A 24,137-nucleotide genomic window follows, 5' to 3' on the forward strand; every position below is an offset into this window, starting at 1 on the left:
TGAAGCCGCCGCCATGCGCACACTTCTTGCGGGCTGGCCGCCCGACCGTGTCAGGCGGTGCGCTTCCAGGCGACGGTCAGAAGCCCGGCCCCCATCAGCAGCGACCCGCCGACCCGATTGACCGCCCGCTGCACCGAGGGGGTGCGCACCGCGCGCCGCGCCGCCGAGGCGAGCAGGGCATAGCCGGCGGCGTTCAGCGTCGCCAGCACCAGGAAGGTCGCCTCCATCACCACCATCTGTTCGGCCAGCGGCCGGGCGGCGTCGAGGAACTGCGGCAGGAAGGCGACGAAGAAGACGATGCTCTTGGGATTCAGCGCGGTGACGGCATAGGTGTGCAGCATCATGCGCCAGGGCCGCACCGCCGATTCGTCGGCCACGGCGTCGGTTCCCTTGACCGGCGCCCGCCACAGCTTGATGCCGAGATAGACCAGATAGGCGGCCCCCGCCCATTTCAGCAGGGTGAACAGCGCCGCCGAGGTCGACAGCAGCACCCCCAGCCCGAGCATCGAGGCGGTCATCGCCGTGAAGTCACCCAGCGCCACGCCGGCCACCGTCGCTATCGCCGATTTCCGCCCATGGCCCAGCGCATAGGAGACCACGATCAGCACCGTCGGCCCGGGGATCATCAGCATGATGGTGGCGGCGGCGGCGAAGGCGAGCCAAAGATCTGGGGACATCGAACGGATCTCCGGTGGGGCGATGATCCGTTCATCAATCCACAGCGTGGCGGCGCGCGCAACGTCCGCCTGCGATCAAATCCGCCGCGGCGGCCGCCGCGCGCCGCACAGTGTTTTCAGGAAGGGCAGCGCCAGCAGGATCTGCAAGCCGGCCCAGCCCAGCGCCTCCCAGTTCGGCCGGGTCCAATCGACCTCGTGCAGCGCCTCCAGGACGGGTAGCTGGCCGTAGATCAGCGATTCGAGCGGCACGAAGCCCTCCGCCACCACGGTCAGCAGCGCCGCCAGCAGCAGGCCGAAGCCGAGAGCCGACTCGACCGGCAGGCGGCGGACCGCGCCGCACAGCCCGCGCGGCCCGCCATCGGCGACGGGAACCGCCGGCCGGAACAGGCCGGCGATGCCGAGCGCGTCGCCGATCGCCGTCCCCGCCGGACGGCGGGCGGCGCGGATCAGCCCCAGCGCCGGCAGCGCCACCGCCTGGATCAGCAGATAGGGGTTGGGGAAGTCGCGGTAGCGGCCGTCGCCGATGATCAGCAGCGACCAGACCAGCGCCATCCCGCCCAGCGCCACCGCGCTCCAGCGCCCGACCCATTCGGTGCGGGTCAGGGCCGGGCGGGCATGGCGCAGCCCGGTCAGCGGCTCGCTCGCCAGACCGCCGCTCGCCAGCGCGCGGTGGGCGGTCAGCAGCACCGTCAGCACCAGCGCCGCGGTCAGCGTCAGCATCACCGCGGCCAGGGTGACGTCCTGCCAGTAACGCTTGCCATGCTCCGCCAGGAAGGCGGCGCGGACGAAGAGGGTGGACAGCGTCTGGGCCAGCAGGATCAGCGCGACCCAGCCGGTGCCCGGCAGATGGCGGCGCGGTAGCGCCAGCCCGCCGAGCAGCGCCAGCGCCAACCCGCTCGACGCCGCGAACAGCCAGGGCCAGGCGACATTGCCGACCACTGGCCCGGCCAGCGAGAATTTCGGCTTGCGGTCGGCGTTGTAGAGGCCCCAATGGCCGCCGACGGTGCCCTCCAGCTTGGCCTTCCATTCCTGGTCGAAGGCCTCGATCACGTTGTAGTCGAAGCCCTCCTGCTCGGCCATGCGGACGAAGGCGTTGACGAACTTCGCCTTGTTGACCAGCCCCGGCACGGCGGCACCGCGCGAGCGGCCCGCGGTCGGCCAGCCGGTCTCGCCGACCAGGATCGGCTTGCCGGGAAAGCGGTGGGCGATGGTCCGGTAGCTTTGGCGGATGCGCTCGGTGGCGCCCTCGACGCCGGCCGGCACATCCTCCCAATAGGGCAGCAGATGGATGGTCAGGTAATCGACGTGATCCGCGATCTGCGGGTATTTCAGCCACCATTCCCAGACGTCGGCATAGGACACCGGCTGTTTCACCGCCGCCTTGACGCGGTCGATGTAGCCGGCGACCTGCTCCGGCGTCAGCTCGCGCCGCAACAGCACCTCGTTGCCGACGATGACGCGGGTGATCACGTCGGGATAGCGGTTCGCCAGCGCGATCAACGAGGCGATCTCCGCCTCGTTCTTCTCGGTCTTCGACGACAGCCAGGCCCCCATGGTGACCTGAAGGCCATGCTTGCGCGCCAGTTCCGGCACCACCTGCAAGCCTTCCAGCGAGGTGTAGGTGCGGATGCCGGCCACCTGCGGCGCCAGCGCCGCGAGGTCCTCCTCGATCTGGGCGGTGGAGGGCAGGACGCCGGTCAGCGGGCTCTGCCCGTCGCGGAAGGGGGCGAAGGACACGCTGCGCAGCTTGCCGCCCGGCGGCGGGTCGAGCGGCACCGGCAGGTTCGGCAGGGACCAGACGGCGAGATTGGCGAGGCCGGCGACGAGCAGCGCGGCGAGGATCAGGATCAGGCGCATGGGCGGGATGTCTACACCAAAGGCTTGACGGTTTGAACGGCGACCGACTCACCAACAGGCCGGACGGCGATTTTATTCACGAGGCTCCGGACAGAAAATGGGCGCGTCCCCGGGGGAGACGCGCCCGTCAGTCGGTCAAGGATTGAGTGACGTGCCATCGTCACGGATTGGTGAACGGGTGGAAGGGGGCGTTTATTCCGGCGGGGGAGCGAATTTGTTGGGGAGGGGGCATTCGTAAGCGGCCCCCCCGGCACTCACCGCTCGACGAACGCCTTCTCGATGACGAAGCCGCCCGGCTCGCCGTTGGTGCCCATGACGAAACCGCGCCTCTCCATCATCGCCGTGGTCTCGGCCAGCATCGCCGGGCTGCCGCAGATCATCACCCGGTCCTTCTCGGCGTCCAGTTCCGGCAGGCCGAGATCTTCGTACAGCTTGCCGGTCTCCATCAGCGTGGTCAGGCGGCCCTGGTTGCGGAAGGGCTCGCGCGTCACCGTCGGGTAATAGAGCAGCTTCTCCTTCACCTGCTCGCCGAAGAACTCGTTCTCCGGCAGGCTGTGATGGATCAGGTCGTCATAGGCCAGCTCCGCCACCGTGCGGGTGCCGTGGGTCAGGATCACCCGGTCGAACTTCTCGTACATCTCCGGGTCCTTGATGATGCTGAGGAACGGCGCCAGGCCGGTGCCGGTGCTCAGCAGATACAGGTTGCGCCCGGGGAGCAGGTTGTCGGTGATCAGCGTGCCGGTCGCCTTGCGGTTGACCAGCAGCGTGTCGCCTTCCTTCAGATGCTGGAGCCGCGAGGTCAGCGGGCCGTCCTGCACCTTGATGCTGAAGAACTCCAGCGTCTCCTCGTAATGCGCGCTGACCAGGCTGTAGGCGCGCAGCAGGGGCCGGCCTTCGACCTCCAACCCGATCATGGTGAACTGCCCCGGCAGGAAGCGGAAGGACGGATCGCGCGTGGTGGTGAAGCTGAACAGCGTGTCGGTCCAGTGGTGAACGGTCAGCACGCGCTCTTTGATCAAGTTGCTCATCTGGGGCGTTCCAAAACCTGTCGAGGCCAAGCTCTGTTGGCAATGTTCAAACCAATGTCCGGGACGCTGCGTTCAGGTGGCCGGTGCGCGGGGGCGCGGGCGGGGCTGCCGCGACGCAACGCGCCGGACCCTATCAACAAACCCGGCCGAAGGCCACGGATTTATACCAGCCGGACGGCGGGCTTTCCGGCAAACAACACAGTCCGTGCCGTACAACATTGATCCCGGTCAAGCGGCGGCCTATTCGGCGCTGGGCGGCGCGAACAGGTAGGGGGAGAGGCCACGCAGATTCTCGTCGACGATAAGCCGATGATTCAACGGCGGAAACGACCGCTGCGAGCAGTCCAGCCGCGGGCACAGCCGGCAGTTCACCCCGATCGGCGTGGCGGCGTCGGTGTTGGTCAGGTCGAACCCATCCGCATAGGTGACCTGAGCCGCATGCTGGACGTCGCAGCCGAGCGCGACGGCGAACTGCTGCGGCGGGCTGCGGTGGCCGCCGCCGGCCTTCACCACGGTGCGGGCGATGGAGAAATAGGCGGTGCCGTCCGGCATCTCCGCCATCTGGCTGTGGATCTTGCCCGGCGTGCGGAACGCCTCGTAGACGATCCAGCGCGGGCAGCCGCCGCCGAAGCGGGCGAAATGGAAGCCGGCGCCGGAGAAGCGCTTCGACACGTTGCCGGCGCTGTCCACCCGCATGAAGAAGAAGGGCACGCCCTTGGCGCCCGAGCGGTGCAGGGTGGTCAGCCGGTGGCAGACCTGCTCGAAGGAGGCGTCGAAGCGCCGCCGCAGGATCTCGATGTCGTAGCGCAGCTGGGTCGCCGCCTCGTGGAAGCGGGCGTAGGGCATCAGCACCGCCGCCGCGAAGTAATTGGCCAGCCCGATGCGGGTCAGCCGCCGCGCCTCGTCGTCGGACAGGTTGGCGGCGTCGACGATGCCGTTCAGCAGGTCGCGATGGCGCAGCAGCGCGATCTGGCAGGCCAACTGGAAGGTGCGGCCCGACGGCGCCAGCATCTCCGACAGCAGGATGCGCCGGCTGTGGCGGTCGAAGCGGCGCACGGCGTAGCCCATCACCTCCGACGGCAGCAGGCGGACGCGGACGCTGTGCTGGGTGCTCAGCCAATCGACCAGCCCGCGATAGAGGTCGCCGCGCTCCAGCTTGCCGTCCTGCCACAGGCTCTCCGCCGCCGCCTCCAGCTCGGGGAAGTGGTTGGAATGGGTCTGGAACAGGTCGCGCACCTCGTCCTGGGGGAAGCCGGTGGCCTGCACCAGATGCAGCTTCTCGTGGTCCGCCACCCGCTCCGCCAGCGCCTGGAGATCGTCGCGGGCGCCGCGGAAGCCGCGATAGAGCGCCACCACCGCCTGGCCCAGCGTCGGCGCCACCGCCGCCAGTTCGCGGAAATCCTGGTTCTTGATGTCGGAGCCATCGAACAGAGGGTCGGCGAACACCTCGCGCAATCCCGCCACCAGCCGGCTTTCCTCATCCTCGGCGAAGGCCTGGAGATCGACGCCGAACCGCTGGCCCAGCTTCAGCAGCAGCGGCACGGTGACCGGGCGCTGGTTGTGCTCGATCAGGTTCAGATAGCTGGGGGAGATGCCGAGCTGGTCGGCCATCTGCGCCTGGGTCAGCCCCTGGTCGCGGCGCAGGCGGCGGACCTTCGGACCCAGCATCGCCTTCTTGTCCATGCTCGCCACCGCACCTCTCCGCTTTACAAGATTTACCGATTTACAGCCTTGTGAAGACAGCAGTTTACAAACGGACCTTTTTACAAACAAGGGCTTATTGCAACGCACTCGGGCCGGGTTTAACTGTTGATCCACGGCCGCGCTGTAAAGCGCAAGCGGCCCCGAAGACACCGGACGGCAGAGCCAAGGCGGGAGGAAACGCCACTGTCCGCAACCGGATGCCGGGACCGACAAAAGGCCCGCCCCGAGACCCCAGTTCCGCCCCGATCGCCGGGCGCGCCGGACAACAAGGAACCTGACCCATGTCGCTCGATGAAAAGACCAAGACCGCCATCCACGCCGCCCGCTACGAGGGCATCCGCCGCGACTACACCATGGACGACGTCAAGCGTCTGAGCGGCTCGGTCAAGATCGAGTACACGCTGGCCGAGCTGGGCGCGCGCCGCCTGTGGGAGCTGCTGAACACCGAGCCCTACATCAACACGCTGGGCGCGCTGACCGGCAACCAGGCGATGCAGGCGGTCAAGGCCGGCCTGAAGGCGATCTACCTGTCGGGCTGGCAGGTCGCCGGCGACGCCAACACGGCCGGCCAGATGTATCCGGACCAGAGCCTGTATCCGGTGAACTCGGTCCCGGCGGTTGTCGAGCGCATCAACAACACCTTCAAGCGCGCCGACGAGATCCAGACCTCCGAGGGCAAGGGCGACACCTATTGGTTCGCGCCGATCATCGCCGACGCCGAGGCCGGCTTCGGCGGCCCGCTGAACGCCTTCGAGCTGATGAAGGCGATGATCAAGGCCGGTGCCGCCGGCGTGCACTGGGAAGACCAGCTGGCGTCGGAGAAGAAGTGCGGCCATCTCGGCGGCAAGGTGCTGATCCCGACGCAGCAGCACATCCGCACGCTGAACGCCGCCCGTCTGGCCGCCGACACCTGCGGCACCTCGACCCTGGTGATCGCCCGCACCGACGCGGAGTCGGCGCAGCTCATCACCTCGGACATCGACGAGCGTGACCATCCCTTCATCGATTTCGACAGCGGCCGCACCACCGAAGGCTTCTTCCGCCTGAAGAAGGGCATGGGTGTGGATCACTGCATCGCCCGCGGCCTGTCCTACGCGCCCTATTCGGACCTGATGTGGTGGGAAACCTCCAAGCCGAACCTGGACGAGGCGCGCCGCTTCGCCGAGGCCGTGCACAAGCAGTTCCCCGGCAAGATGCTGGCCTACAACTGCTCGCCCTCCTTCAACTGGAAGGCCAACCTGGACGACGCCACCATCGCCAAGTACCAGCGCGAGCTGGGCGCCATGGGTTACAAGTTCCAGTTCGTCACCCTGGCCGGCTTCCACAGCCTGAACTATTCGGCCTTCACGCTCGCCAAGGGCTACGCCGAGCGCGGCATGGCCGCCTATTCCGAATTGCAGCAGGCCGAGTTCGCGGCCGAGAAGGACGGCTACACCGCCACCAAGCACCAGCGCGAAGTTGGCACCGGCTACTTCGACGCGGTCGCCACGGCGATCTCCGGCGGCACCTCCTCGACCACCGCGTACAAGGACTCCACCGAGGCTGACCAGTTCCATTGATCGCGGGTTCCGATCATTGGGACTGGTCCGTGATCCAGTGTGCGAGCTGGATCTTTTCGAACGGCTGATGCTTTGACTTGCCGACGGCCGGGGGCCTTCCCCCCGGCCGCTTTTTTGCGTGTGGGCGGGGCATTGGCGATAAGCCTTCGGTGTAGCCAAGCCCCCATGGTATGGCAGCCTTGCGCCACATCAACCGGTGGTACGGTCCGGACGGCCTGAAAGTCTTGAGCGGGGCTGGAAAAACGCCGCCGAATCGCCTGTATGGCCGCGATTCCGCCAAGACGTGGGCTTGGGTGCGGCGCGGAATCCCTTGTTGACTTGGGATCATATCGGGACCAATTAAGTCCGCATGCTGAAAACAAACCGATCCGGGACGTGAAGGTCCCACACGCCGGCACCCCGACCTCGGGCCACCGGCGGGCGGAACTGGCCGCCGCGCAACCGCTTGCGCGGCGATGACCGTTTGCCGACCGCCTCCCCGCTCCGGCGGGGCCCCGACGGGGTCTCCCCTGGTCGACATGCCATCGGAGAGCTTCCGGCGTTCTTTGGTGAAACGATGAAAGGACAAGACAGTATGGATCAATCGCTCGCAGGAAAGTCCATCGCCATCCTCGTCTCCAACGGCTTCGAAGAAGCGGAGATGACCGAGCCGCAACGCGCCCTGATCAAGACCGGCGCCACCCTGCGCACCATCTCCACCGAGACGGGTCTGGTCAACGGCTGGCACGGCAAGTCCTGGGGCCATTACTTCCCGGTGGACAAGCATCTGAGCGAGGCGCTCGGCGCCGACTTCGACATGCTGGTGCTGCCGGGCGGTGAGCGCAGCGTGGCCAAGTTGCAGCAGTCGGCCCACACCCGCCGCATCGTCGGTCATTTCCTCGATGCCGGCAAGCCGATCGCCGCCATCGACCAGGGCATCCAGCTGCTCGCCATCCCCGGCAAGCTGCGCGGCCGCCTGCTGGCCGCTCCGGAAGCCTACCGCGCCGACCTGACCGCCGCCGGCGGCCGGATCAGCGACGAGGCGCTGGTCGTCGACGACATCACGGTCTCGGCGCTGGGCCAGGACCAGCTGAACGAGTTCGTCGAAGCCGTGGTGAAGCTGTTCACCGAGCTGGGATCCGTTCGCGCGGCCGCCTGATCTCCATCCTCAGCCGGTCCCGAAACGGCCGCCGCACCAACAGGGTGCGGCGGCCGTTTCGTTTTGGCGGCTGTTTCGTCCCGCCAGTCCGATACCCGAGCAATCCACTCGCCTTCCGCGTTGATAATTTTAAACATTCAGATTATTATCATTGAGGACACGATGATTCCATCGGGCGGGACCTTGTCTTGCTGATGACTTGGCGGGGATGCGGGCAGAATGGCTAAAATCCGTGCATTTGGACGACTTACCATCCGCGCCAAGATCATCGTCGCGGTGCTCGGAACAGTTGTCATGGCCGGCGCCTTCGGTCTTTTCACGCTGAGTCGGCTTGAAATACTAAACAATGCCGCCGAGACGATGCGCGGCCGTTCGCTTCCCGCGACGCAGCTCGCCGGTCAATTGACCTCGGCCGCGCAGAGCCACCGCATCGCCGAGGCCGCCTATGCGCTCGCGACCAACGAGATGCAGGTGAACCAGGCGGAAAAGGGCTGGACCGAGGCGGTGGCCGAGGTGGCCGCCCGCCGGCAGGCCGCCGGAACCCGCTTTGGCGGAGGCGAGGGCGCGGCGAGGCTGGCGGCGTTCGACGAGGCCTGGACCGCCTACACCGCCGCGGCCGAGCGGGTGCGCGCCCAGGCGCGCGACGGCAACGCCCAGTCCGCCGTCAGCGTCTTCAAGCGCCCGAGCGCCGTCGCCTTCGCCCGCGTGCAGGAGGCGCTCGGCGCCCTGGTCGAGGGCACGATGGCCGACGCCGGCGCCGTCGCCGACCAGGGGGCGGCGGTCTACGGCAGCGCCCATGGCATGGTGCTGGGCGGGGTGACGCTGTGCACCCTGCTGGCGCTCGGCTTCGGCGCCGTGCTGGTGCGCGGCATCTCCCGCCCGATCCTGGACGTCGCCGGCGCCCTGGAGCGGCTGGCCGCCCGCGATTTCAGCGCCAGCTTCGAGGAGGGGCGCCGCGACGAGATCGGCCGGATGGCGACCGCCGCCCGCGTCTTCCGGGATACCATGCTCGACGCCGAACGCCTCCAGCAGGAGCAGGAGCGTCTGAAGGCCGCCGCCGCCGAGGAGCGCCGCCGCGAGCTGCGGACGCTCGCCGACGGCTTCGAGGCGACGGTGAAGCGGCTGGTCGAGGCGCTGGCGGCCTCCACCGCCGAGATGGCCGCCGCGTCCGGCGCGATGGCGGAGGGGGCGGCGGAGACGGCGCGCCATTCCGACGCGGTGTCGTCGGCCGCCGGCCGCGCCTCGGCCAATGTCGACAGCGTCGCCGCCGCGACGGCGGAACTGTCGGCCAGCTTCGCCGGCATCTCGCGGCTGGTCGCCGATTCCGCCGGCATCGCCGCCGACGCCACCCGCGACGCCGAACGCGGCACCGCGGTGATGGGCAGCCTCGCCGAGGCGGCGGACGAGATCGGCAAGGTGGTGGACATGATCGCCGGCATCGCCGGCCAGACCAATCTGCTGGCGCTGAACGCCACCATCGAGGCGGCGCGGGCGGGCGAGGCCGGCAAGGGCTTCGCGGTGGTGGCGAGCGAGGTCAAGCAGCTCGCCGGCCAGACGGCGAAGGCCACCGCCGAGATCCAGGCGCGCATCGCCGAGATCCAGAACGCCTCGGACACCGCGGTCGACACCATCGGCGCCGTCACCCGCACCATCGCCCGCCTGAACGAGATCGCGTCCGAGGTCGCCGCCGCGGTCGAGCAGCAGTCCGCCGCCGTGGGGGAGATCGCCGCCAACATCCAGGACGCCGCCGACGGCACCCGCAGCGTGTCCGACAACATCGCCGCCGTCACCGCCGCCGCCGCGTCGGCCGAACAGGCGAGCGGGGTGATGGTGCGTTCGGTCGACACGGTGACGGACGACGCCGGCCGGATGCGGCAGGAGGTGGATGGCTTTCTGGGGGCGCTGCGGGCGTCGTAGAGGCCGCTCGCCCCTTCTTATGCCTGCTTGGCGTCGATGATGCCCCGGCGCACGGCGCGGGTCTTGGTGAAATGGTCCTGGAGATGCTCGCCCTCGCCCCAGCGGATCGAGCGTTGCAGCGCCGTCAGATCCTCGGTGAAGCGCTGGAGGATCTCCAGCACCGCCTCGCGGTTGTTCAGGAAGATGTCGCGCCACATCACCGGATCGCTGGCGGCGATGCGGGTGAAGTCGCGGAAACCGCCGGCCGAGAATTTGATCACCTCGGACTTGGTGTCCTCCTCCAGGTCCGACGCGGTGCCGACGATGGTGTAGGCGATCAGGTGCGGCAGATGCGAGGTGATGGCCAGCACGCGGTCATGGTGGTTGGCCTCCATGATCTCCACGGTGGAGCCGACGCGGCGCCACAGCTCCGTCACCCGCTCCAGCGCCCCGTCGTCGGCGCCGGGCGGCGGGGTCAGGATGCACCAGCGGCCCTGGAACAGGGTGGCGAAGCCGGCCTCCGGCCCTGAATGCTCGGTGCCCGCCACCGGATGGCCGGGGATCAGATGGACGCCTTCGGCAAGGTGCGGCCCGACGTCGCGCAGGACCGCCTGCTTGACCGAACCGACATCGGTGACGATGGTGCCGGGGCGCAGCAGCGGCCCGATGGCCTCGCCCACGCTGGCGAAGCTGCCGACCGGGGTCGCCAGCACCACCAGATCCGCCCCGGCCAGGGCGGCGGCCAGATCGGTGGTGGCCTCCGCCACGATGCCCAGCTCCAGCGCCTTGGTGCAGGCATCCCCGCTGCGGTCGGCGCAGACGACCCGCCGCGCGATCCCATATTCCGTCAGCGCCCGCGCCAGGGAGGAGCCGATCAGGCCGATGCCGACGATGGCGACGCGGTCGAACAGGGGGGCGGTGTCGTTGGTGGCGGAGGGCATGACGCGGGGTGTCCCGGAAAGCGGGTTGGACGGCGGGGTGGCGGTGGCCATGGCGGAAAACCGTCCCGTTTAAACCACCTCGCGTCCGCCGGACCAAGCGATAGTTTGAGCGGAAGCGACGGTTCGGGCCGGGGCTGTTCAGCCCTCCTTCGCCGTCATCTCCGCCCTGAGCGCTTCGGCCAGGCGCTGGAAGGTCTCCTTCCGGCCGGAGGTGCGGCGCCAGGCGAGCGCGATGCGCCGGCCCGGACGGTCGGCGCCCAGCGGCCGCACCGCCAGATCCAGCCCGCGCAGGATGCCCGAATCGACCGCCATCTGCGGCAGCAGCGTCACCCCCAGCCCGTTCGCCACCATCTGCACCAGCGTGTGCAGGCTGGTGCCCTGGAAGGCGGTGTTGTGCGGCGTGCTGTCCAGCGCGCAGGCGGCCATGGCGTGGTCGCGCAGGCAATGGCCGTCCTCCAGCAGCAGCAGATCCTCCGGCGGCACCGTCACCGGCTGCGCCGGGTCGCCGCCGCCCAGCCGGTGGCCGGTGGGGCAGACGAAGGAGAAGCGGTCCTCGGCGATGTCCTCCGTCTCCAGGTCGCCCATCGGGTAGGGCAGGGCCAGCAGCGCGGCGTCGAGCTTGCCGGCGCTCAGCTGCTCCAGCAGCCGCGCCGTCTGGTCCTCGCGCAGATAGAGACGCAGGCGGGGAAAGGTCTCGCGCAGGGCCGGCATCACGCGGGGGATCAGGAAGGGGCCGATGGTCGGGATCACCCCCAGATGCAGCGCCCCCGACATCGGGTCGGCGGCCGAGCGGGTGATGTCGACCAGCTCCTCCGCCCCTTTCAGCAGTTGGCGCGCCCGCTCCGCGATCTCGCGGCCGAGCGGGGTCGGCAGCACCGAGCGGCGCGTGCGCTCCACCAGCGTGGCGCCCAGCAGATCCTCCAGCTCCTGCAAACCGGCGCTCAGCGTCGACTGGCTGACGAGGCAGGCCTCCGCCGCCTGGCCGAAATGGCAGCGGTCGACGACGGCGACGAGATAGCGGAGCTGGCGCAGGGTGGGGAGTGGTTTCATGTCCGGTTATGTAATCGGATTTATCGATCAGTTCAATTGGTATTTTCTACTTCTCTTGATCACAGATTTCCCGTATTCCTCCACGGGTCAACGGGACACGGACCAACGCCTTGCCCCAGCCGCCTGATACGGCCCCCTTGTTCGACCCGGTGCGCCGCACTAAGTCGGGCATGTCACGGCCCCGGCCGGGGGTTGAGGCGCCCCAATCATCGCACCCTATCGGAGAACACAAATGTCCTTGATCAACAGCGAGATTAAGCCCTTCAAGGCGACCGCGTACAAGAACGGCAAGTTCATCGACGTGACCGACGCCGACCTGAAGGGCAAGTGGTCGGTCGTGTTCTTCTACCCGGCCGACTTCACCTTCGTCTGCCCGACGGAGCTGGAGGATCTGGCCGACAACTACGCCGAGTTCCAGAAGCTGGGCGTCGAGATCTACAGCGTCTCGACCGACACCCACTTCTGCCACAAGGCCTGGCACGACACCTCGCCGGCCATCGGCAAGATCGGCTACACCATGATCGGTGACCCGACGCTCGCCATCAGCCGCAACTTCGAGGTCCTGATCGAGGAAGTCGGCCTCGCCGACCGCGGCACCTTCGTCGTCGATCCGGACGGCAAGATCCAGATCGTCGAGATCACCGCCGGCGGCGTCGGCCGCGACGCCAAGGAACTGCTGCGCAAGATCAAGGCCGTCCAGTATGTCGCCGCCCATCCGGGCGAGGTCTGCCCGGCCAAGTGGCAGGAAGGCGAGAAGACCCTCGCCCCGTCGCTCGACCTCGTCGGCAAGATCTAAGGCTTTCCCCTGAAGGGAAACCCGAGGATCGGGGGCCGGCTCCGGCCGGTCCCCACCCCGCTCCGGCGGGTATGCAAGTCCCCCTTGGACAGGCCGGCGGGCCGCAAGGATCTTTTTCACGGGCCGGCTTTCAAAGCCTCCCCGTCACGAGCTTCCGTCACCGGTTTCCCCATCCCCGCGAAGGCGGGCACCCAGGCGCGCGCTCTTTGTCGCAGTTCTTTCAAAGCCTGGATCCCCGCCTGCGCGGGGAGGACGATGACGGTTCAAACTCTTCGCTGTTTCAAAACCAGACCGCCCGCCCGACCGGCTCTATTGACTCGGGCCACCATTTTTCCGCCCGGACCGCCGCGACTATGACGCGGGCGATCCGCCCCGGACACGAGACGTTGGGAACGAAAGCCATGCTGGACGCCACTCTGAAGACGCAGTTGAAGGCCTATCTGGAGCGCATCACCCACCCCATCGCCCTGGTCGCCTCGCTGGACGGCGGCGCCAAGTCGCAGGAGATGCTGGGTCTGCTGGAGGACATCGCCGGGCTGTCCGACAAGATCGCGCTGGACCTGAACGGCCATGACGCCCGCAAGCCCTCCTTCGCGATCAACCGCGTCGGCACCGATTACGGCGTGACCTTCGCCGGCCTGCCGATGGGGCACGAGTTCAACTCGCTGGTTCTGGCCCTGCTCCAGGTCGGCGGCCACCCGTCGAAGGAATCCGAGGAGCTGCTGGAGCAGATCCGCAACCTGGACGGCGATTTCCGCTTCGAGACCTATTTCTCGCTGACCTGCCAGAACTGCCCGGACGTCGTCCAGGCGCTGAACCTGATGAGCGCGCTGAACCCGCGGATCAAGCATGTCGCCATCGACGGCGCGCTGTTCCAGCAGGAGGTCGAACAGCGTCAGGTGATGGCGGTTCCCACCGTCTTCCTGAATGGCGAGCCCTTCGCCCAGGGCCGGATGGACGTGGCGCAGATCGTCGCCAAGCTCGACACCGGCGCCGTCGCCCGCGCCGCCGAGAAGATCAAGGCCAAGGCCCCCTTCGAGGTGCTGGTGATCGGCGGCGGCCCGGCCGGCGCCGCCGCCGCCATCTACGCCGCCCGCAAGGGCATCCGCACCGGCGTGGCGGCGGAGCGCTTCGGCGGACAGGTGCTCGACACCATGGCGATCGAGAACTTCATCTCGGTCTCGCACACCGAGGGGCCGAAGCTGGCGGCGGCGCTGGAACAGCACGTCAAGGACTATGAGGTCGACGTGATGAACCTGCAAACCGCCACCGCGCTGGTGCCGGCGTCGCGGGAAGGCGGCCTGATCGAGGTGAAGCTGGCCAGCGGCGCCTCGCTGAGGTCGCGCACCGTGGTGCTGTCGACCGGTGCCCGCTGGCGCTCGATGAATGTCCCGGGCGAGGCGGAATACCGCAACAAGGGGGTCGCCTACTGCCCGCACTGCGACGGCCCGCTGTTCAAGGGCAAGCGCGTGGCGGTGATCGGCGGCGGCAATTCCGGCGTCGAGGCGGCGATCGATCTGGCCGGCATCGTCTCGCACGTCACGCTGATCGAGTTCGACAGCCAGCTGCGCGCCGACGCCGTGCTCCAGCGCAAGCTGCACAGCCTGCCGAACGTCACCGTGCTGGTTTCGGCCCAGACCACCGAGGTGCATGGCGATGGCGGCAAGGTCGTCGGCCTGTCCTACAAGGACCGCGTCGGCGGCGAGGTGAAGCGGCTGGAACTGGAAGGCATCTTCGTGCAGATCGGTCTGGTGCCGAACACCGAATGGCTGAAGGGCACGCTGGCGCTGACCCCGCGCGGCGAGATCGAGGTGGACAACCGCGGCCAGACCTCGCTGCCCGGCGTCTTCGCCGCCGGCGACGCGACGACGGTGCCGTTCAAGCAGATCATCATCGCCATGGGCGAGGGCGCCAAGGCGTCGCTGGCCGCCTTCGACCATCTGATCCGCACCGTCCCGGCCGAGGAGGCCGCTCCCGCCACCATCGCGGCGGAGTGAGTGGGCTGAGATGAAAAAAGCCGGCGGCTCCGTGAGGGGCCGCCGGCTTTTTTCGCGATCATCCCTGTCCCTTCACCGCGGCCTTTTCCTTGTCCACCGCATCCAAAATCCGCTGCAACGCCTCGGTGCTCAGGGCCGACTCCATGGTCAGGCCGTCGCCGAACTTGCGCAGCGCGCCGATGACGCGGCGGCGGGCTACGAAATCATCGTCGCCCGGCTCGAACGGCTCGACCACCGGACCCTTGTAGTAGCCGCCGCGGAAGCCCCACTGGCGCCGCCCGTCGGCGCGCCATTCGCTGCCGTCGGACAGCACCATGCAGCGCCCCCCTTCGGTGTAGCGTTCCACCGTGGCGATGGATTGCGGAATGGACTGGCCGCTGCGGATGGTCACGCGGTCGCCGACGCGGAAGCTGGCGGCAGTGAACATGCTGTCTCCCAAATGGCACCTGTTGAATGGCGCTCGTTGAAGCGCCGCAAAATTCCCGAAGCCGCTGTTTTCCACCAGTTGCGCCGGCAAATCCAGCGCCATGTCCGGCGTTCTCCTCCTCGTCTTGGGGGGAAATGGGAGCCGCCAACCGCCGTCCGGCCCATCGATCCGATCGCGAAGGATCACGGAACCGGCTTCGCGCCGAGTTCACGGGCGAGGCCGATGAACGCCCTGAGGGCGGCCGAAGGGTTGCGCCGTCCGGGATAGTAGAGGCAGAGCCCGGCCCGCGCCGGCGTCCAGTCATCGAGCACGCGAACGAGACGACCCGCCTCGATGTCGGTACGCACGTTCTGTTCCATGAAGAAACCGAGCCCAATAGCTTCCAGGACAGCGATCCGTGCAAGGCTGGCCTCGTCCAGGGTGATCGGTCCGCGCACATCGATCTGTGTCGCTTGTCCGTCCTTCTCGAATTGCCACCGATAAAGCGCTCCGTTCGGCAGGCGGACCCGAATGCACGGGTGATTGAGGAGGTCGGGCGGGACGCGGGGCCTTTCATGCCTCTCGAAATAGGCCGGCGAACCGACGACGGCGTATCGCTGCGGTCGGCCCAGGGAAATCGCGATCATGTCGCTGGGCACGAGGTCGGCCACCCGGACACCAAGATCGAATCCTTCGGCGACGATGTCCACCAGCCGCCCTTCGGTGACGAGATCGACATGCACCCGCGGATTCCGGCGGAGGAACTCAAGCACCAGCGGCGAGATGATTTCGCGCGCCGCCATGGCGAACGCGTTGATGCGAAGCGTGCCCGACGGGGTTGTCTGCTGCGACCGCACGGCTTCCAGGGCGCCGTGGACATCCCGCAATGCCGGGCCGACCTGATCGACGAACACCCGCCCGGCATCGGTGAGCGAGACGCTCCGTGTCGTCCGGTTGAACAGGCGGACGCCAAGGCCGGCCTCGAGCTTGCCGATGGCGTTGCTGAGCGCGGTCGTGGACATGTCCAGATCGAGCGCCGCGGCGCGAAACGAGCCCCGGCGCGCGATCGCGAGGACGGCGTCGAGATCGTTCAACTCAGTCCGATGCATTGTCCCGATAATCGCAATTCCACATCCCGATTTATCCCGATTATCGGAACGAGTGTCCACACTCATATTGGCGAGGACGGAGATACCCACCGATCAGGAGGACTTGCGCCATGATCCTGCCTTCACCGATCCAGGCCTATATCGACGCCGATCAGCAGGGCGACGGCCCGGCTCCGGTCGCCGCCTTCGCGCCCGACGCCATCGTCAAGGACGAGGGGCGGTTCCATGTCGGTCGTGAAGCGATCGATGCGTGGTGGCACGCGGCGAAGGCCAGGTACCAGCATAGGATCGAGCCGCTCGGGATGACGGGAGCCGGCGGCCTTACCGAAATTCTCGCCAAGGTGACCGGGCGGTTCCCCGGCAGTCCCGTCACGATGGTTTTCGCGTTCCGGGTCGAACAGGGGCGGATCGCCCGGCTGGAGATCAATCCATGACCGCGTTCCTCAGTCTTGCAGGCAAGCGGGCGCTCGTGACCTCCGGCACGCGCGGAGCCGGCGCGGCCACCGTCGCCCTGTTTCGTGACCTCGGCGCCCGCGTTCTGACCGCTGCCCGATCCTGGCCGGACACGCTCCCCGAGGAGATGTTCGTCAGCGCCGACCTCACGACTCCGGAGGGCTGCGCCACGCTCGCCGCCGCGGTTCGGGAGCGGCTGGGCGGGGTTGACGTCATCGTCCATATGCTGGGCGGGTCATCCGCCCCGGCGGGCGGCTTCGCGGCGCTGAGCGACGCGGAATGGACCAGGGAGCTTGATCTCAATCTGATGCCCGCCGTCAGGGTCGACCGCGCACTGGTGCCGGCGATGGTGGCCCAGGGCCGTGGTGTGGTCATCCATGTGACCTCCATACAGAGCCGGTTGCCGCTGCCGGGGGCAACGACGGCCTATGCCGCCGCGAAGGCCGCGCTCTCGACCTACAGCAAGAGCCTTTCGAAGGAAGTCTCGCCCAAGGGTGTGCGCGTGGTGCGCGTTTCTCCCGGCTGGATCGAGACCGAGGCGGCGGTGCGGCTGGCCGAGCGGCTCGCGGAGGAGGCCGGCACCGACTATGAAGGCGGCAAGCGGATCATCATGGATTCGCTCGGCGGCATTCCGATCGGCGGCCCATCGAAACCGGAAGACATCGCCAACCTGATCGCCTTCCTCGTGTCCGACCGGGCCCGGACCATAACCGGAACGGAATATGTCATCGACGGCGGCACCGTTCCCACCGCGTGAGCCGCGTGCGGGGGCGTCCATCAGCCACCTCGACAAACCTCTTGCCGAGGCTGAAGGCTGAAACCGGCCACCACCGGCGCGTGATAGCTGACCGGCGACGGCCCGTCGGCGTGGTCGACCTCGTCGGTCAGATCCTCGTTGTGGATGGCGACCTGCCGCAGCCCTTCGGCCAGCCGGGGGGAGGCCAGCAGATGATCCAGCAGCACCGGCGTCCCGCCATGGAGAACGGTGTAGCGCCGTTCCTCCGGGATCGCCTGCTCCAGCGGTTCCAGCACGCGGTTCGCCAGCGCCGGATTGCCGGTGAAATCGGGGGCGGCGCGGATGATGCGGACGGCGGTCTGCTCCAGGTCGGCGTTGCAGTCGCCGGCCACCAGGATCAGCGCCTCGGGATCGGCGTCGAACAGCCGGTCCACCGCCATCCGCGTCTCCAGCGCCTGTCCCGCCCGCTTGATCGAGGCGAGGTAGAAGCCCTCCGCCCAGCCCGCCGCCGTCTTCCAGCTTTGGGCGCCTGCCTTCTGCCCCGGCACCGGGGCGGCGATCGGCGCGCGCAGATGCAGGTTGAAGACATGCAGGACACGGCCGTCCGGCATCTCCAGCTCGGCATGCAGCACCGGCCGGTCCCAGCCGACCTCGGTCTCCGTGTCCGGCGCCGGGTCGGCGGTGGCGAGGCGCACGCGGACCGGCGGCACCAGATGATGGCGCAGCAGCCGCGCCGCCCGGATCGGCCAGCGGCTGACGATCACCGGGTTGTGACGGTCGGCCGGCGACGGGGCATCGCCCGCAGTGACGTGATAGCCGGCGTAGCGCGTGCCGTCGAGCAGGCGGGCCAGCGCCCGCAGGATCCGCGGCGCGCTCTTCACCGGGTGCTGGGCATCGATCTCCTGGAGGCAGAGGATGTCGGCCTCCAGCCGTTCGAGCTGCGGGCGCAGGGTGGCGATCCGCTCCTCGAAAGGCGGGTCGTCGGCGTCGTCGTCCAGAGTCTCCAGATTGAAGGTGGCGATCCGGAACAGCGTGTCGGCCATGGAGCGCTCCGCAGGAGGATCTCGGGGGGCGGGCGGAACGCCGCGCTGGTCGAGCTTATCAGAACAGCTCGACGTCGCCTTCGATCCGCGACTTGCGCAGATGTTCGACATAGGACGATTCGTTGCGGGTGATGTCGTGCAGCGCCTCGTCGCCGATCAATCGGCGCTGGCTGCGCCCGCTGGTGGGGAAGAAGCGCACGGCGCGCGGACTGGCGCCGCCGACGTCCCAACTGACGGTGGGTATGCCTTCCGTCGCCAGATATCTGATCACGAACTCGACATTGCGCTGGCCGATATTGGCGGTGCGCAGCGTCGTCAGGTTGACGTTGGCGCCGCCGAACACCTTGGCGCGCAGCCGGTCGCGCCGGCCGGTGACGGTCAGCAGCCGGTTGATCAGATGCTCCATCGCGGTGGCGCCGTAGCGCGAGGCCAGCGACAGCGTGTCGGTCCCGGCATCCGGCAGCAGGAAATGATTCATGCCGCCGATTTCCGCCACCGGGTCATAGAGGCAGGCGGCGACGCAGGAACCCAGCGTGGTGGTGATGACGACGTTCGGATCGTCGGTGACGACGCAGCCGCCGACGACGATGTTCACGATCTCCGCCCCCAGCCGCCGATCATGATAGCGGTTGGCGGCGACGTCCTGACGTTCCAGCCGGCGGCGCAGGACGTTGCGCGCGGTCGATGCGCTGGAACTGTCTCTCATCATTCGGGTCCGGGGCTCTCGCTGTCGGATTGGGTCGGGTCGGCTGGATATGGTTCGGCTCGACCGGCGGTCAACCGGTTCCGCGGTTGCATTCCGAGCAACCCCCGGCCGCGCCGCCCGTCGCATCAAACTTTAACTGTATTTACTCATAAACGCCACACTCGGTCCTATGACCTATGTCAGTCAATAGGTGAGACTCCATTTTTCCAGAATCCCGCTCTGCCGTTTGCGGGCGTCGGCGGCCCAGCCGCGGGCCTGGGGCGGGGTGGCGGTCACCCGGCGGTCGAGCGCCGCATCCATCGCCGCCCGGCGCGCGGGATCGGTGATGAACAGCGCGAAGCCCAGCCGCTGGCCGCTGGCCGCCGTCAGCAGCCCGGCCAACCCCTTGACATAGGCCAGTGTGCCCGATTTGGCATGGACGCCCGGCGGCAGCGCCTTGCCGTCCTCCTCCCCCGGCAGCAGATCCCACAGGGCGGGGCCGCCGGCGCGCAGCAGCGCCGCCATCTGCCGCGGCGTGGCGCGCGAGCCGGTGCCCAGCCCCGAATGGTTGACCAGCCTGAGACCGCTCCAGCCCCCCCCGGCCAACTGCGAATCGACCGGCTGGCGGGTCAGCCAGTGTTGCAGCAGCGCCGCCGAGCGTTCCAGCGTCGCGGCGCCAGGCTCCAGCCGTCGTGACGCCGCCAGCCCGATCATCTCCGCCGACAGGTTGTTGGAATGGCGCAGCAGTCCGCGCGCCAGCTCGGTCAGAGGCGGGCTGTCCAGCGCCGCCAGCGGCACCGCCCCGGCCGGCGCGCGTCCGGGCTGCGGCGGCGGCAGGGCGATGCCGGCCTCGGCGGCCAGCCGGCGGACCAGCGTGGCGGCGGCCAGTCCGGGCCGCGCCACCGGCACCCAGGCGGTCCCGGCTTCCCCCGTGGCCGGCGGCGCCATCCGCCAGCGGTCCACCCCGTCGGGCAGCAGCGGGAAGCCGCCGCCGTCGGCCATCGCGCGGACGGCGACACTGTCCAGTGGCAGCCGCCCGGCGTCGGCGACGGTCAGCGCCTCCGGCCCGGCCCCGGCGGGTCCGGCACCGCCGCGCCGCCAGTTCAGCAGGGCGCGGTTGTAGTTCAGCGCCAGCGCCCCGACCCCGGTGTTGTAGGGCGCCGCCCAGGGCTGGCCGGCGTCGATCTCCGCCAGTTCGGGCAACAGCGAGGTGTCGTGGAGGAAGCGGCCGTCGACCCGCCGCAACCCTGCCGTGGCCAGCCCGTCCAGCAGCCGGAGCAGCCCTTCCGTCGCCAGCGCCGGGTCGCCGCCGCCCTGGAGGATCAGGTCGCCGCGCAGCACCCCGTCGGCCAGCCTCCCGCTCGCCAGCAGGCGGGTGGTGAAGCGGTGGTCCGGCCCCAGCAGCGCCAGCGCCGCCGCCACCGTCGGCAGCTTCGCCACCGAGGCCGGGATGACGGGGGTGTCGGCCGCCAGCGCGTCCAGCACCCGGCCATCGTCCGGATCGAACAGGATATGGCCGATCGCGGCCGAGTCCGGCTCGCGCGCGGCGGCGGCGGCCGGCAGGGCGCCGAGCAGGGCGAGGAAGGAGCGGCGGCCCAGCCGCAACCGGCGCGTGCCGCAATCGTTTCGGGAGCTATTCGCGGTCAAGGGTAGGGTCTTTCCGCTTCTGATCGCCGATTTCATAAAGTATTTTGGAGAAAAATCGCCGGAAATCGCGAACGGGGACGTAACCGGCGGCTGGCCAAGGGGGGCGGGCCGCCGGGGTCGGGTGCCTATTGGGGCAAGGGGGTGCGGAATGGCGATGTCCAAGCGGCGCGAAGCGCGCTTCGAGGTGGTGGTCGAACAGGGCGGCAAGCCCAACATCGATGGCGTCTTCGACGAGGAGAAGGCGGCGACGGAGCGCGCCAACTTCCTGCTGCGCCTCGCCAAGTTCCCGGTGGTGCGGGTGGTGAAGGTCACCGGCACCGGCCGGGAGGAGACGATCTTCCAGAAATCCTCCTCCGGCGGCGCCAAGCTCACCACCATCTCGCCGATCGAGACCGCCAATCTCTGCACCGATGTGTTGCAGGTCTTTTCGTTCGAAAGCCGGATGACCCTGCTGCGGTTGCTGCGCGGCTATTGGGACGATCAGGGCGTGGTTCCGTCGGAACAGCTCCACCGCTATTACCCGTTGCGTTATTTCGAACGCGAGGCCCTGCTGTTCAACCCGGCGATCAGCCGTCTCGCCACCCTCCAGGCGCCGATGCTGGGGCTGAAGCCGCATGAGCGCTACGACCAGATCACCCGCCTGTTCACCGCGTTGAAGGAGCTGGCCCAGAAATCCGACGCGCTGGCGCCCTTCGACCAGGCGCTGATGCGGGGCGGAATCGCCGGCCTGCTGCTGGCCGCCGTCGACCGGCCGGTGGAGGAGCGCGACCGCATCGTCACCCACGCCTTCGGCACGTTGCTGGAGCCGCATCGCGAATGGGGCGCCAAGCTGACCGCCGTCCTGCGCCTGCATCAGGAGGAGGATGGCGAGAACACCCGGCTGGTCGACGAGTTCGCGGCGGAGATCGTCGATGGACGCGAGCCGATCCGCGCCCTGATCGGCTATTCGCCCGACCTCGCCTCCGCCATCCTGGCGTTGCTGGCGGCCCTGCGCGGCGATCTGGACGACCGGCTGCCCCACACCGAGCCGCTGCTGGCCCTGTCCAACGCGCTGGCGTCGGACGGGACGGGATTCGGCTTCGCCCGGACGCGCGAGGCGCTGCTGCACCGGATTCGCGGCGGACTGGACGGGCTGACCCCGCTGACCCGCACCGGGGCGGCCAGCGACGCCCGCGCCTTTTCCGTCATCGCCGACGGCATGATCGCCTTCGACGGCTTCATGGGCGGTCCGGCCATGGCGGAATCGCTGACCCGCCGGGGCAAGACGGTGTGGGCGACCGGCGGCATCGACCTGTCCTTCGAGGAGACGATGACGCGGCTCGCCGGCCGCTTCAACACGGCGGCGGGTCGGCTGGGCTATCTGCTCGACCTCGGCGCCAGCCCCTATGGCCACAAGAAGATCAGCGTCGTCATCCAGCGCGTCGCCGACGAGTTCAACCGGGTGAAGTCGGCGGCGGAGCTGGCGGCCCCCGGCGCCTCCATCAAGGAGGTGCGCGAGGGGCTGGGCCGCCGCCTGCGCGCCGCCGGCATCCCGCGCGCGCTGGCCGACGGGCTGATCGCCAAGATCGCCGCCATCCCCGACGACCAGCGGGTTTCGGTGACCGGCACCGGCGTGCTGGCCGGGCGGCGCGGTGGCGCCTTGTCCGTGGCCGGTACGCTGGATGTGACGGTCGACATCCAGGCGGTGCTCGCCCCGGCCCCCCGGCTGACGCTGAGCTACCAGGGGCGGATCGTGGCGCTGCCCGACGCCGGGGAGGATGTGGTGATCGGCCGCGCCGCCGAATGCGGCATCGTGCTCGACCATGCCTCCGCCTCGCGCCGGCATGCGCTGGTGCGGCTGCGCGACGGCGTCTTCACGCTGGAGGATCTCAGCCGCAACGGCACCCGTCTGGTGCCGCAGGGCGGTGAACAGCGCCTGCTGAAGATGGGCGACGTCGCACCGCTGTCCGGCCGGGGGGAGATCATCATCGGATCCCTCGACCTCGGCGAACATCCGGCGCGCATCGCCTGGGACCTGTCGGGACGCTGAGCCCGCCCGCCGCTCGGGGGCAGGCCCGCAGGATCAATCCCGCATGATCAATCCCCGGCGCAGGCCTCGGCCAGCCGTGCCTGGGCCAGCCGGGCCTGGGCGGCGGCGGTCGCGCGGTCGTCGAGCAGCGCCACCGCCCACACCGCCAGACCGGCCAGCGCCAGCGCGGCGCCGACCCAGCCGGTGGAGGTCCAGCCCCAGCCGGCCGCGATCGCCATGCCGCCCAGCCAGGGGCCAAGCGCGTTGGCGGCGTTGAAGGCGCTGTGGTTCAGCGCGGCGGCCAGTGTCTGCGCATCCTCCGCCACATCCATCAGCCGGGCCTGGAGCGGCGTGCCCAGCCCGCCGCCGCAACCGATCATGAAGACGACGGCCGAGACCAGCCAGACATCGCCGGCGGCGAAGGGGTAGAGCGCCAGCGAGCCGGCGCTCCACAGCAGCACGAAGGCGACGGTCGGCATCAGGGCGCGGTCTGCGGCCCAGGCGCTGACCAGCGTGCCGACGGTCATGCCCGCGCCGAACACCGCCAGCACGACCGGCACCATCGCCGGCGACACCCGCGTCACCTCCATCAGGGTCGAAGCGACATAGGTGTAGACGGCGAACATGCCGCCGAAGCCGATGGCGCCGATGCCCAGGGTCAGCCAGACCTGCCGCCGCTTCAGCGCGCCAAGCTCGCGCAGCGGGCTGGACTCCGGATGCGGACGGTCCTTGGGCGCGAAGATCCAGACCAGGACCACGGTCAGCAGCGCCAGCAGCCCGACGACGCCGAAGCCCCAGCGCCAGCCCAGCGCCTGGCCGATCCAGTTCGCCATCGGCACGCCGATGATGGTCGCCACCGTCAGCCCCAGCATGGTGCGCGCCACCGCCTGCGCCCGGCGCCGCGGCGGCACCAGCGAGGCGGCGACCAGGGCGGCCACGCCGAAATAGGCGCCGTGCGGCAGCCCGCTCATGAAGCGGAAGGCCAGCATCCAGCCGTAGGAAGGGGAAAAGGCGCTGGCGACATTGGCGAGGGCGAAGACCGCCATCAGCCCGATCAGCAGGGTCCGCCGCGCCAGCCGCGCCGCCAGCACCGCGATCACCGGCGCGCCGACCACCACGCCCAGCGCATAGGCGCTGATGACATGGCCGGCGGTCGGCTCGTCGATGCCCAGCCCGCGGGCGAAATAGGGCAGCAGGCTCATCGTCGCGAACTCGGTCGTTCCGATGGCGAAACCGCCCATGGCGAGCGCCAGCAGCACCAGCCCGGGATGGGCAGAGGCCAGCGGGGTCTCCGCAGGCATGTCGCCGTGATGGCCGGCCGAAGCCATGGTCGTTTCTCCGCTGTCGCCGCTGGGTGAGGACTGCAACCCGGCGGCAAGGGGACGGAAAGCGACCGGGAGGGGGTCA

The 24,137-nt window shown here is 69.0% G+C and carries 20 protein-coding genes; 8 read left to right on the plus strand and 12 right to left on the minus strand.

What is annotated here, in order from left to right:
- Positions 1-50: 50 nt before the first annotated feature.
- The 4 genes from AZL_RS27735 to AZL_RS27750 all read right to left on the minus strand — a co-directional run bounded on the left by AZL_RS27735 (position 51) and on the right by AZL_RS27750 (position 5,245).
- Complete coding sequence (locus AZL_RS27735) at positions 51-677, minus strand: LysE family translocator (protein ID WP_012977715.1); 627 nt, start codon at positions 675-677, stop codon at positions 51-53.
- A 75-nt stretch (positions 678-752) separates the two neighbouring features.
- Complete coding sequence (locus AZL_RS27740) at positions 753-2,534, minus strand: glycosyl hydrolase family 17 protein (protein WP_012977716.1); 1,782 nt, start codon at positions 2,532-2,534, stop codon at positions 753-755.
- Between the two features lie 254 nt (positions 2,535-2,788).
- On the minus strand, positions 2,789-3,562 hold the full coding sequence (locus AZL_RS27745; protein ID WP_012977717.1) for a ferredoxin--NADP reductase: 774 nt from the start codon (positions 3,560-3,562) through the stop codon (positions 2,789-2,791).
- 240 nt (positions 3,563-3,802) lie between these two features.
- Positions 3,803-5,245 carry a helix-turn-helix domain-containing protein gene (locus tag AZL_RS27750; RefSeq protein WP_042445995.1) on the minus strand — a complete coding sequence of 481 codons (1,443 nt, stop codon included), beginning with the start codon at positions 5,243-5,245 and terminating at the stop codon, positions 3,803-3,805.
- Positions 5,246-5,547: 302 nt separating this feature from the next.
- Here AZL_RS27750 and aceA point away from each other — a divergent pair, with 302 nt between their 5' ends.
- From aceA to AZL_RS27765, 3 genes are all read left to right on the plus strand, one after another.
- Complete coding sequence (gene aceA, locus AZL_RS27755) at positions 5,548-6,825, plus strand: isocitrate lyase (protein WP_012977719.1); 1,278 nt, start codon at positions 5,548-5,550, stop codon at positions 6,823-6,825.
- Positions 6,826-7,399: 574 nt separating this feature from the next.
- Positions 7,400-7,963 (plus strand): DJ-1/PfpI family protein, encoded by a 564-nt coding sequence (locus AZL_RS27760; protein ID WP_012977720.1) that lies wholly within the window; start codon positions 7,400-7,402, stop codon positions 7,961-7,963.
- Positions 7,964-8,182: 219 nt separating this feature from the next.
- Positions 8,183-9,880: a methyl-accepting chemotaxis protein gene (locus AZL_RS27765; RefSeq protein WP_012977721.1), complete on the plus strand. Its 1,698-nt coding sequence runs from the start codon at positions 8,183-8,185 to the stop codon at positions 9,878-9,880.
- A gap of 17 nt (positions 9,881-9,897) precedes the next feature.
- On the opposite strand, the gene AZL_RS27770 is transcribed toward AZL_RS27765, so the two are convergent.
- Both AZL_RS27770 and AZL_RS27775 read right to left on the minus strand, forming a co-directional pair.
- Entirely contained in the window at positions 9,898-10,800 is a 903-nt protein-coding gene (locus tag AZL_RS27770) for a prephenate/arogenate dehydrogenase family protein (RefSeq protein ID WP_012977722.1), read from the minus strand.
- A gap of 138 nt (positions 10,801-10,938) precedes the next feature.
- A complete protein-coding gene (locus tag AZL_RS27775; RefSeq protein ID WP_012977723.1) occupies positions 10,939-11,850 on the minus strand; it encodes a hydrogen peroxide-inducible genes activator in 912 nt (303 codons plus the stop codon).
- A gap of 232 nt (positions 11,851-12,082) precedes the next feature.
- Between AZL_RS27775 and ahpC the strand changes: the two genes are divergently transcribed.
- Together ahpC and ahpF are read left to right on the plus strand one after the other, a co-directional pair.
- The gene (gene ahpC, locus AZL_RS27780) at positions 12,083-12,646 is read left to right on the plus strand and encodes an alkyl hydroperoxide reductase subunit C (protein WP_012977724.1); all 564 of its coding nucleotides are present in this window, start codon (positions 12,083-12,085) and stop codon (positions 12,644-12,646) included.
- A gap of 401 nt (positions 12,647-13,047) precedes the next feature.
- Complete coding sequence (gene ahpF / locus AZL_RS27785) at positions 13,048-14,643, plus strand: alkyl hydroperoxide reductase subunit F (protein ID WP_012977725.1); 1,596 nt, start codon at positions 13,048-13,050, stop codon at positions 14,641-14,643.
- Between the two features lie 58 nt (positions 14,644-14,701).
- On the opposite strand, the gene AZL_RS27790 is transcribed toward ahpF, so the two are convergent.
- Both AZL_RS27790 and AZL_RS27795 read right to left on the minus strand, forming a co-directional pair.
- Complete coding sequence (locus AZL_RS27790) at positions 14,702-15,172, minus strand: hypothetical protein (protein ID WP_247894527.1); 471 nt, start codon at positions 15,170-15,172, stop codon at positions 14,702-14,704.
- Positions 15,173-15,252: 80 nt separating this feature from the next.
- Positions 15,253-16,158: a LysR family transcriptional regulator gene (locus AZL_RS27795; protein ID WP_012977727.1), complete on the minus strand. Its 906-nt coding sequence runs from the start codon at positions 16,156-16,158 to the stop codon at positions 15,253-15,255.
- A gap of 110 nt (positions 16,159-16,268) precedes the next feature.
- On the opposite strand from AZL_RS27795, the gene AZL_RS27800 reads away from it, so the two are divergent.
- Both AZL_RS27800 and AZL_RS27805 read left to right on the plus strand, forming a co-directional pair.
- Positions 16,269-16,592: a nuclear transport factor 2 family protein gene (locus tag AZL_RS27800; protein ID WP_012977728.1), complete on the plus strand. Its 324-nt coding sequence runs from the start codon at positions 16,269-16,271 to the stop codon at positions 16,590-16,592.
- A complete protein-coding gene (locus AZL_RS27805) occupies positions 16,589-17,368 on the plus strand; it encodes an SDR family oxidoreductase (protein WP_012977729.1) in 780 nt (259 codons plus the stop codon). Before AZL_RS27800 ends, AZL_RS27805 begins: the two co-directional genes overlap by 4 nt.
- Before the next feature lie 20 nt (positions 17,369-17,388).
- On the opposite strand, the gene AZL_RS27810 is transcribed toward AZL_RS27805, so the two are convergent.
- From AZL_RS27810 to AZL_RS27820, 3 genes are all read right to left on the minus strand, one after another.
- Positions 17,389-18,390, minus strand: coding sequence for an endonuclease/exonuclease/phosphatase family protein (locus tag AZL_RS27810; RefSeq protein ID WP_012977730.1), 1,002 nt, complete (start codon positions 18,388-18,390; stop codon positions 17,389-17,391).
- A gap of 58 nt (positions 18,391-18,448) precedes the next feature.
- Positions 18,449-19,099, minus strand: a complete 651-nt coding sequence (locus tag AZL_RS27815) for a chemotaxis protein (RefSeq protein ID WP_012977731.1) — start codon at positions 19,097-19,099, stop codon at positions 18,449-18,451.
- 180 nt (positions 19,100-19,279) lie between these two features.
- Entirely contained in the window at positions 19,280-20,722 is a 1,443-nt protein-coding gene (locus tag AZL_RS27820; protein WP_305729358.1) for a D-alanyl-D-alanine carboxypeptidase/D-alanyl-D-alanine-endopeptidase, read from the minus strand.
- A gap of 148 nt (positions 20,723-20,870) precedes the next feature.
- Here AZL_RS27820 and AZL_RS27825 point away from each other — a divergent pair, with 148 nt between their 5' ends.
- Positions 20,871-22,751 carry an FHA domain-containing protein gene (locus AZL_RS27825; protein ID WP_012977733.1) on the plus strand — a complete coding sequence of 627 codons (1,881 nt, stop codon included), beginning with the start codon at positions 20,871-20,873 and terminating at the stop codon, positions 22,749-22,751.
- 47 nt (positions 22,752-22,798) lie between these two features.
- Here AZL_RS27825 and AZL_RS27830 read toward each other — a convergent pair whose 3' ends face one another.
- Positions 22,799-24,058 carry an MFS transporter gene (locus AZL_RS27830; protein ID WP_148219696.1) on the minus strand — a complete coding sequence of 420 codons (1,260 nt, stop codon included), beginning with the start codon at positions 24,056-24,058 and terminating at the stop codon, positions 22,799-22,801.
- Positions 24,059-24,137 lie beyond the last annotated feature (79 nt).

Source organism: Azospirillum sp. B510 (genome assembly GCF_000010725.1).
Lineage (GTDB): Bacteria > Pseudomonadota > Alphaproteobacteria > Azospirillales > Azospirillaceae > Azospirillum > Azospirillum lipoferum_B.